Source organism: Odoribacter sp. N15.MGS-14 (genome assembly GCF_000980245.1).
GTDB classification, from domain to species: domain Bacteria; phylum Bacteroidota; class Bacteroidia; order Bacteroidales; family Marinifilaceae; genus Odoribacter; species Odoribacter splanchnicus.
Genome location: NZ_LARE01000083.1, coordinates 1 through 10,146, shown reverse-complemented (window position 1 = coordinate 10,146; position 10,146 = coordinate 1). Strand labels below are relative to the sequence as shown.

Sequence of the window (10,146 nt, the reverse complement as noted above, 5' to 3'; positions counted from 1 at the left end):
CACTACGTTCGTCAGACACCACCGGTCGGGCGTTCGGAAAACCTAACCGGACACTCGTTCCTGCTCCAATGGTCTTCCGCCATAAAACCCTGCATCTCACGGCAGAGCTAACCGGCAAAGAAAATACAAGCGGAAATTTACAGCCATAGGAAACCGGACTGTTCGGCTTATTTTCGGGGAGAATGGTATTTCTCAAATCAAGATTAGTCTGCAATTCAGTGATAACGTAAGTCGGAGGTGATCGGGATTGGAGACCATTGGAGCTCTGTCGAGTGTCGTCTTGCTTTTTCTGAACGCCCGACCGGTGGTGTCTGACGAACGTAGTGAGGAGTTCCGCCGGTCAGTGAAAGAAAAAGGTAGACGACCGACAGAAGCGACCGGGTCTCCAAACACGAACACCGAAGACGAATAAGTAACAAAATAATTCTACCTTATATTTATAAAAAACAATAAAAAACGTTATCTTGTCGCACTGAAAGAAGAAGACGGATACGGCTCTTCACGATAAAATAGAATAGAGATGTTTACATTTGGATTACTTTGTTTTACCTCGTTTTTTACGTTGATCAATCCGTTAGGAGCGATGCCGGTTTTTATGACCATGACGATGGAGCTGGATGAAAAAGAACGTAGAAAAGTGGCCCGCCGGGCTTCTTTGGTCTCTTTTCTCATCATGATGTTTTTTGCTATTTCAGGCGATTTGTTATTCCGTTTTTTCGGTATTTCCATCGATAGTCTGCGGATTGTCGGAGGAATCATCTTCTTGATTATGGGGATGGATATGTTGCAAGCCCGTTTGGTGAAAACCAAGGTGAAAGAATCGGAAGTGAAGAGTTATGTCAACGATATCTCGATCACGCCTTTATCTATTCCGATGTTATGTGGCCCTGGTGCGATTACCAACGCAATCGTTATGTGGAACAAAGCTACCGATTGGGAAACCAAAATGATTATGGTCATCGCCGTAGCTGTGGTGATTACTTTGGTATATCTTATTTTAAGAAGTTCCTCCCGGATTATCAAGATACTCGGCGAAACCGGCAATAACGTGATGATGCGGTTGATGGGGCTGATCGTGATGGTGATTGCTGTCGAATTTTTCTTTAGCGGGCTAAAACCGATCGTGATCGATATTTTGCGTTCGGTAGGCTGATCTTTTATTCGAAAAATAGGAAAATAACTAAAGTGTACAAGTTTTTTAAGCGTTTGCGGAGATATTGTTTTGCCCGTTGGCGTTGTGTTTTTACAGTAGATTCGGCAATTTGTAATTTTTCTGTAATTTCCCGGATGTCCATGTGCTCCAGGTAGCTCATTTTGAAAATCCGCCGGCATTCGGAAGGCAATTCTTCAATGGCAGCAAAAATTTCCTCGAATATCTCCGCTTCGATCTGGTGGCGGAAATAGGTGGCTTCTTCATATTTGGGAGTGTCCAGACGTTGTTTTAAAAATGTCCGGGTATTTTGCTTCTCCAAAGCATTCAGGGCTTTGGATTGTACACAGCTGTACAAGAATGATTTCAGAGCGATCAGGTTTGGGAAATCATAGCTTTTCTCATAGAAACGAATAAACACTTCCTGAACGACATCTCTTGCTGCTTCTTCATCTTTTAATATTTTATTGGCAAAAAAGCATAATGCGGCGTAATAACGATGAAATAACAATTCGAAAGTTTTTTCATCGCCCTCTTTGAGTCGTTGTAAAACGAGCGTTTGATCTGTGATCTCCGGATTCATGTCTGGTTCTGATAATTCGACGATCAAATTTATGACTTTATCTTAGAATTTTCTCTAATAAAACCATTAATTTTGAATTCCATGAATGATAACAGCATGTTATATCTCGTTTTATTGGGTTTTGCTTCCGGGTTTATCAATATGTTCGCCGGAGGTGGTTCGATGTTGGTGGTTCCGTTTTTGATTTTTCTCGGTTTGCCGCCCCATGTGGCTAATGCAACCAACCGGGTGGCTATTTTTCTGCAAAATATCGTTTCGACAGCTACTTTTCGACAGAAGAAAATATTGAATTTTAAAACGGATTATCCTTTACTGCTCCCCACTACCTTGGGAAGTATTTTAGGAGCTTTTACGGCTGTCGACATCCAGGCTGCCGTTTTACAAAAAATGATCGGGGGGTTATTGGTGGTGATGTTTTTTATGATTTTGCTGGATCCCAATACCTGGGTGAAATCTAATATTGAAAAAGCAAAAGCCCGGCATCCCTGGGTACGTTTTTTGATATTTTGGGGGATCGGCTTCTATGGCGGTTTTATACAAATCGGTGTCGGTTTTTTTATGCTGGGTGGTTTGGTATTGGGATGTGGCTACGATTTACTCAAGGCAAATGCTTTGAAAGTATTGCTTATCTTGATCTATACTTTCGGGGCACTCATTATTTTTGTCTGGTATGATTTGGTAGATTGGCGTACCGGTTTGATTCTGGCTTGCGGTAACATGGCGGGGGCCTGGATCGGGACCCGGTTGAGTGTGAAATGGGGAGCGAAGTACATACGTTATATTTTATTGCTTGCATTAGTAATGGTCGCTCTAAAACTTTTCGGAATATTTTGATTATTTTTTCATCTTTTGTCATCCTTTTGCTTCTTTCACCGGTTTTAATAGAAAATGAAGAAAAGATGACCTCTAAAAAATATACTCCTCAGGAAATTGCCCGTTTGATTTTGCTTTGTTGGCACGGAGAAGCAGATAAACAGCAAATGACTGAACTGGAAGAATGGTTGGAAGAGAGTGCAGACAACCGCTCGTTTTATGAAAGCCTCGGGGCCCGTTCATATCAAGGAACAGAATGGCAAGAATATATGAAATACGACTCCCGGAAAGATTGGAAACGGGTGAAAGTAGCGATGAAACGGAGGAAGCGTGTTCCTTTCTGGTATTTATTGCCGTATGCTGCATTGGTACTGATAGCGATAGGGCTTGCCTGGATGATAAAATATAAAAATACCGGAAAATCTGAGCAGCCTGTCTCGATGGTTGAAACTATTCGTCCAGGTAGTTCAAAAGCGCAGTTGGTCTTACCGGATGGACGTCGCGTGGATTTAGAAGTGGATAGGGGATGCCAGCAATTGAAAGGCGAGAATTTTGTAAATGATGGAAAACAACTGGTTTATCATGAACAGGAAAACGGTAAAAGGATACAATGGCATACTTTGTCGGTACCCCGTGGAGGAGAATACAAATTGGTTTTGGCCGACGGTACCCGGGTGTGGTTGAATGCTGCATCGGAATTGATGTATCCGGACCATTTTTCAGCAGATCAGCGGAAAGTGGTGTTAAAGGGGGAAGCTTACTTCGAAGTGACGAAAGATGTGAAGCGACCTTTTTCAGTCGTTTTGGGGGATATGGAAGTAAAGGTGCTGGGTACCTCGTTTAATGTGTCGGCTTACCCCGGCGTTAAGCGTCAGACGACTTTGATAGAAGGGCAGGTGGCTGTCAATTGGCATCGGCAGCAGGTTGTCATCAGGCCCGGCCAACAGGCCGTCGAAACTGATGAAGGACTGCGGGTGGCTTCTGTGAATGTCATGAATTATGTCGGTTGGAAGGAGCACCGTTTTGTATATGAAAATAAATTATTAGGGGAGGTATTGGAAGACCTGGAACGCTGGTATGATGTCGAAGTGTTTGTCATGCACGATGAAATCCGGAATTTACATTTGACAGCTAATTTACCGAAATACGAAAATATGGATAAGGTGTTGGAAATCATTGAATATGCGGCTTGTGTGAAATTTGAAGTAAAAGGCCGGACGGTTGTGGTGAGACGGGATTGACTCAAGAAAAACAGGAAAGCGCGCTAACACTTTCCTGTCGATAATAAATAACGCCCTTTTGGCGAAGGGTCATTATTCACTTAATTAAAACACGACAAATCTATGAAAAAAAATCAAGAATCCGATGTCGGAAAAGCTTCCGGTGTAGTTTGGAAAATGTGGTTGACTATGAAATTGCTGTTTTGTTTCCTTCTGATAGGATTTTCTACTGTCTATGGCAATGCTTTTTCACAAGTAAAAATCAGTATTTCGGTAAACGAGGTTTCCTTGCAGGAAGTGTTTGAAAAACTGACTGAACAGACGGGGTATCATTTTGTGTACAGTAATGAAATGTTACAACGGACCGGAAAGGTAAGTGTAGATATGCAAGATTGTGATCTTGGACAGATTATGGCTGTATGCCTGAAAAATACAGGTTTATGGTATCGGTTGGAAGACAATATCATTGTGATTTCTCCGAAATTCAGGCAACCTGATGTTCCTCAGAAAAAAATCACCCTTACCGGGAATGTAAAAGACAAAGAGGGACGTCCGTTGCCGGGAGTAACCATTCTGCTGAAAGGTTCTGCCGTGGGAGTGGTGAGTGATGTGGATGGAAATTTCACTCTGACAGTGCCGGAGGAATCGGGACTGACGCTTGTATTTTCGTTTGTGGGGATGAAAACGCAAGAAGTAGTCTTAAGCGGTCAGCAAGTGTTACATATTGTCATGCTGGAAGATGTGTCTCAAATGGAAGAAGTTATCGTTACCGGTTACCAGGAAGTCAAGAAAGAGAAAATGACCGGGGCGGTAACCACCATCTCCTCCGAAAAACTTAGTGACCGTTACACTCCGAATCTTATCCAGAATCTTGAGGCTCGCGTTGCCGGTCTGTCGACCTACGGCGGCAAACCGATTATCCGCGGAACGGGTACGCTCTATGGCGAATCGGCTCCGTTGCTCGTTGTGGACGGTCTTCCGGTCGAAGGCTCTATCGAAGACCTCAATCCCTATGACATCGCTTCGGTGAACGTTCTGAAAGACGCTGCAGCGTCGGCTATCTACGGTGCGCGCGCCGCAAACGGAATCATTGTTGTAACAACCAAGAATGCCCGTAACAAAGGCAAGATCGACATTGACTTCCAGGCAAACATAACCTTGTATGAAAACAAGAATGTCGATTATCATGATAACTTCCTGATGAACGCCGAAGAACAGGTGGAACGCGCCAGCGAATACTATGACTATTATTTCAACCGCAAGTATGCCGACGATCCGAGTATGACCCGGGACAAAGTCATAGAGAATTTCGGAAAGAACATTACCGACGGCGCTCAGATAAACCCCGTGGCCTATGCCTGGTATCAGCACGCGGCGGGCAATATCGGTCGCTCCGAACTCGACAACATTCTCGCTGATTTGTCGAAAAACAACTTCGCACAGGATTTCGCCGACAACATCTATCGTCGCCAGGTCATGCAGCAGTATAACCTCTCGCTCCGTGGTAGTTCCGACAAGTTCCGCAACAACTTAGTGATAAACTATCGCACTGACAACATGGGCATCATAGAGCATAAGAGCAACTGGCTCAACGTTTACTACAAAGGTAGTTGCGACCTTGCAAAATGGCTCGTGGCCACATTCTCGGTAAACGGCGTATACGCCAATATAAAGCAGTATGGCAACGATTACAACGTTAATCTCGACCCGTTCTCCTATGCCCAGTATCAGTCGTTCTATAATGCCGACGGCTCCGTTAAGAAACTCTATTCATGGTACTGCGGCAATGAATACATGCCCCTTCAGGAAGGCATGGAAGATCTCGGATTCAACCTCGTTGACGAGCTTAGGGATAACCAGACAAAGACGCGCCGTCAGGAAATGCGCTACCATGGCGATCTTCTCTTTAAGATTATCCCCGGACTTACGGCTCAGACCCAGTTCGTATATGAAGTCAACTCTCAGAACGTCCAGCAACATGCGACACAGGAGAGTCACGCCGCACGCACAATCAAGAATGCGTACGCCAAAATGGATACAGAGAGCCACAAGCTCGTTTATATGACTCCCGAAACCGGTGGATTTCTTCAGACTACTCATACCAGCGGAAACTTTTGGACTGCCCGTGGCCAGCTGAACTACACCAACACTTTCGGCAAGCACGAGATTTCGGCTATCGCTGGTCTGGAATTCCGGGAGACGAAAACCAGTGGTGACAAATCGCTTGTTCTCGGATATGACGAACAGCTTCAAAGCAGTGCTACCCATACTGTTGATTTCGGAACTTTATCGCAGATGAGCAATTCGCCTTACTTTCAAATGAACGGCTCTCCTTTCCCGTGCAACCAGTTCGCGTTCACACCCTATCTTGAAAACGGAATGGGAATCGTGAAAGAAGTTCGCCATCGCTATGGTTCGGGTTATTTCAACGCAACCTACACCTATGATAACAAATATAACATTTTCGGTTCGTTTCGAAAAGACTATGCCGACATCTACGGTCTCGACGCCAAGTTCCGTGGCAGACCCCTGTGGTCGGTAGGTATAGGCTGGAACGCCCACAACGAGAGTTTCCTCCGCGACCTGTCCTGGATGGATTTCCTGAAACTCCGTTTCTCCTACGGTGTTACCGGTAATATCTATCAAGGTGCTACCTCTCACATGACGGCATCGTCGGGCGACATAAATTCAACGACCAATCTGCCTGTCGCCTCTATTTCATCGCCCGCCAATCCTGACTTGCGCTGGGAGCAGAACCGGACGACCAACGTCGGTCTCGACTACGGTTTTATGAGCTATCGTTTGCGTGGATCGCTCGACTATTACGTGAAGACCGGTAAGGATATTTTTGCCCCGATCACTCTTGACCCGACAACCGGTTTCTCATCGATGGTTGCCAACGTGGCCTCAATCCGGAACAATGGTATTGAGCTTGCCATCGGCTATGACTGGTTTGTTCCCGGAAACCGCCGTGGATTCAGCTGGACAACCAACCTCACCGTAACCTACAATAAGAACAAGGTTCTCGAAGTGGAGAATCCTGCCACTCGCGCCTATGATCTCGTCAGCTTACCTTATAAGACCGGTTATCCCGTAAATGCGCTATGGGCTTATCGTTTCGCTGGGATCGATGACCGGCCGGGTCTGGTGGGCCAGTCGATGTATTACGTTGAGAATGGCAACACATCGCACAACGCAAGTAGTGCTAGCGTCGACGTTCTTGAATTCGGTGGTCAGTCCGATCCGAAAGCGATCGTCGGAATGGATAATCAGCTGCGCTGGAATGGCTTGAGTCTCGGATTTCTCCTTGTCTACTACGGTGGCCACAAAATGTTCGCCCAGCCCAAATCGGAAGTGTTCGAATCGTCATGGGACAGTCCGCTGAACATTGTCTATCTCAATTCCTGGACTCCCGAAAACCATTCCGATGTTCCGGGTATCGGCGAATATGCCTCTACGTCACTGGGCAGTGAATGTCGTACGGCGACAAACTGTCTCTATGACGCTGATTTCCTGAAAATCCGTAATATAACTATCGGTTATGATCTTCCTGAGCACCTAACGGAAAAAGTCGGTATCAGTAAGATTTCACTCCGTTTTCAGATCAACGACCCGAAAGCCCTCTGGATTAAGAACAACGCCGGAATCGACCCCGAGACACTCGGAATCCGTAAACAGGCATCGTATATGTTCGGCGTGAACCTGAGTCTCTAACATTTAGTAATATTTAATTTTGACATGACAATGAAAACAAGATATATCGTAGGTCTTTTTCTGGTGGGAGCTTCGGTGCTTAGTTCCTGTTCCGATTTCACAGAAATCGACCAGAAAGGAATGAACCTTCTCTCCACCACTGACCAGCTCGAGATGCTTCTCAACCAGGAGTATAATATCAGAATTGCCGATATTCAGCGTGTATGCGGTTCGGTACAGTATTATCCCGGCAACGTAGGGACTGTTCTTGCCAATCCGGTTAAGACAACAACCCAGATCCTTCTGAAATACGACGAGGCGGGGCATGCTTTGGAACAGGTAGACCTGACTTCGAGCGACAGTTATTATGCAAATTGCTACAACTATATCGGAACAGTTGCCAATCCTATTCTGAGTCTTGTGGATGCCGCGACAGGTTCCGAAGAAAAGAAAACGGCACTAAAAGCCGAAGCTCTGACGATCCGCGCCTATTTCCACTGGTTCGCTGCCGTGAAGTTTACCAAAGCCTATGATCCGGCTACGGCTGACTCCGAGAAATCTATCGCATATGTTCTGGAAACACAGGATATCAAACAACCTACCGAACAGCTTACTCAGAAAGAGGTCTACGAATACATTCTCGCTGACCTCGATGCTGCGATCGAGCTGAACGCGCTTCCGCAGTCGGCTGTAAACCGAATGCGCTTCAACGCCGCATGTCCGCATGCGATCAAAGCTCATGTGCTGATGTATATGCAGCAGCCCGGCGAAGCTGCAAAAGAGGCACAGAAAGCGCTTGCGGTTAACAGCTCGGTATCAGACTATGCCAACTACTGCACCGAGGCACCGAGCAGTGCGGGAATTCTGGTAAAAACATTCGAGACGCCCCAACTGGCACTTGCCCAAGACTATTTTACTGATACCGATGTCGAATTTTTCTCGTGGCTTACACCGCGCTACTACGAACGTTATGAACAGAAGAACATTCAGAAAGACTGGTTTGCCACCTATCACACCATGATGTGGATGGGTAGCTGGGAGACGACCTCTCAGGTGGTAAAGGGGGCGTTGGAAAGTATGTTTGGGGTTACCGAAGGTTCCATGAGCTACGGAGTACAAGGAAATGGCCGCGTCGGACGAATAAATCTGAGCGTGCCGCAGATGTATCTGATTCTCGCCGAGAATGCCATCAACAACAACCTGATCGACGACGCAATGGACTATCTCGACAAAATCCGTGTGGGCCGCTTCTTTCCGGAAGACTATCATGCGCTGAAAGGCTCGGTAACAACAAAAAACGATGCCATAGAGATGCTCAGAAAAGTTGCCCATGGCGAGAATGTATTTAACATCTACGACTTCATTACTCTTAAACGCTGGACACTGCTCAGTGATTACAAAGAGGATATCAGCTGGACATTCTCGGGTACGACTTACACGTTGAAACCGGAATCAACCATCTGGGTGTTCCCGTTTCCGAAGAGTCTGATGGAAAAGAACGGTAATTTCGAACACAATTATCCGGTTACCCAAAACTAATGATTGATCGACCGGTTCGGATCTATAGGACCCACAATCGTGTCTAACAGAATATTGGACAAGCCGGACTTATCCGGTTTGTCCGAAAAATCAATTAAATCAAATGAAAGCACAAAAAATCATTTTTCTTGCAGGTGTAACCGCCATGTTCTGTGCCTGCAACACAAAGCCGGTTGGCTATTTCTGCGTAAGCGGCAAAATTTCCGATGCCGACGGTCGGGAAATCTATCTTTACAGAACTTCAAACAACCGTTCGGCTGCAACGGTCGACACAGCTGTGATCGAGAACGGACGTTTTATTTTCGAAGGCATTCAGGAAACTCCAATCGGGGCGACCCTTATGATGGGCGACCCACGGAACGGGAAGAACAAAACTCGTGTGGGGCTTTTTGTGGAACCGGGTGAAATCGTCGTTTCAGGGCTTATGGGCTCGGATTTCTCTCATGCTGCCATAGCCGGTTCGCTGTCGACCGACCAGCAAAAAGCATATGAAAGCTTGCTCCAACCGTTCACAGAACAGATAACTCGTCTGCATGAGTCGATAAAAGTCGACCCGGACAATGCTGCCCTGCGTGATTCGCTCGAAACCCTCCGGGAAAGTATGCAGCAAACGAGCATTGACTTTATTCGTAACAATGGCAAGTCGTTCGTTGCTCCTTGGGTTCTTGTACAGATTCAGGGAAACCTTGACTACTCGACGATGAAAGAACTCTATGACGCTCTTGCTCCCGAGGTTCAGCCCGAAGCTGCCGGGACTAAAAAAGAAATCGATGCCCTCGAAGCCGTGCTGCCGGGGAAACCGGCTCCCGACCTGATAAATAGAAATCCTGAAGGCAAGGAAATAAAGCTGAGTGATCTGAAAGGCAAGGTTGTTCTGGTTGATTTCTGGGCCACCTGGTGCGGACCATGCGTTGCCTCGCTTCCCCACATTCAGGAACTCTACAACAAATACCATGACAAAGGATTTGAAGTTTTCTGTGTGGCCGATAACGATTCTTCTGAAGACGAATGGAAAAACTTCATCGCTGGGAGCAAAGTAGGCATGCAGAACTATCACCACATTTTGCGCGGACTTAAAACGCTCACGGATGAGAACGGCGAATTCGTTGGTTTCGACAGATCGAACGACCAAAGTGACAAGTATGCTG

General features: G+C 46.2%; 7 protein-coding genes. 6 read left to right on the top strand and 1 reads right to left on the bottom strand.

The genetic code is table 11. The annotated features are described in order from the left end of the window. Positions 1-520: 520 nt before the first annotated feature. Positions 521-1,153 (top strand): MarC family protein, encoded by a 633-nt coding sequence (locus WS34_RS13075; RefSeq protein WP_013613536.1) that lies wholly within the window; start codon positions 521-523, stop codon positions 1,151-1,153. A 4-nt stretch (positions 1,154-1,157) separates the two neighbouring features. Here WS34_RS13075 and WS34_RS13070 read toward each other — a convergent pair whose 3' ends face one another. Then, the gene (locus WS34_RS13070; protein WP_046403287.1) at positions 1,158-1,733 is read right to left on the bottom strand and encodes an RNA polymerase sigma factor; all 576 of its coding nucleotides are present in this window, start codon (positions 1,731-1,733) and stop codon (positions 1,158-1,160) included. 81 nt (positions 1,734-1,814) lie between these two features. Between WS34_RS13070 and WS34_RS13065 the strand changes: the two genes are divergently transcribed. The 5 genes from WS34_RS13065 to WS34_RS13045 all read left to right on the top strand — a co-directional run. Continuing rightward, positions 1,815-2,567, top strand: a complete 753-nt coding sequence (locus WS34_RS13065; RefSeq protein WP_046405304.1) for a sulfite exporter TauE/SafE family protein — start codon at positions 1,815-1,817, stop codon at positions 2,565-2,567. A 65-nt stretch (positions 2,568-2,632) separates the two neighbouring features. Next, complete coding sequence (locus WS34_RS13060; RefSeq protein ID WP_046405301.1) at positions 2,633-3,787, top strand: FecR family protein; 1,155 nt, start codon at positions 2,633-2,635, stop codon at positions 3,785-3,787. A gap of 102 nt (positions 3,788-3,889) precedes the next feature. Then, on the top strand, positions 3,890-7,480 hold the full coding sequence (locus WS34_RS13055) for a SusC/RagA family TonB-linked outer membrane protein (protein WP_046403282.1): 3,591 nt from the start codon (positions 3,890-3,892) through the stop codon (positions 7,478-7,480). 30 nt (positions 7,481-7,510) lie between these two features. Further along, entirely contained in the window at positions 7,511-8,998 is a 1,488-nt protein-coding gene (locus WS34_RS13050; RefSeq protein ID WP_046405299.1) for a RagB/SusD family nutrient uptake outer membrane protein, read from the top strand. A gap of 103 nt (positions 8,999-9,101) precedes the next feature. Continuing rightward, on the top strand, positions 9,102-10,146 hold a 1,045-nt coding region (locus WS34_RS13045), incomplete at its 3' end, for a TlpA disulfide reductase family protein (protein ID WP_046405297.1).

Bases quoted from the DNA above. Each gene is read 5' to 3' on its own strand.
- WS34_RS13075 (WP_013613536.1), top strand. From the start codon at position 521: ATGTTTACATTTGGATTACTTTGTTTTACCTCGTTTTTTACGTTGATC.
- WS34_RS13070 (WP_046403287.1), bottom strand. From the start codon at position 1,733: ATGAATCCGGAGATCACAGATCAAACGCTCGTTTTACAACGACTCAAA.
- WS34_RS13055 (WP_046403282.1), top strand. From the start codon at position 3,890: ATGAAAAAAAATCAAGAATCCGATGTCGGAAAAGCTTCCGGTGTAGTT.
- WS34_RS13065 (WP_046405304.1), top strand. From the start codon at position 1,815: ATGAATGATAACAGCATGTTATATCTCGTTTTATTGGGTTTTGCTTCC.
- WS34_RS13060 (WP_046405301.1), top strand. From the start codon at position 2,633: ATGACCTCTAAAAAATATACTCCTCAGGAAATTGCCCGTTTGATTTTG.
- WS34_RS13050 (WP_046405299.1), top strand. From the start codon at position 7,511: ATGAAAACAAGATATATCGTAGGTCTTTTTCTGGTGGGAGCTTCGGTG.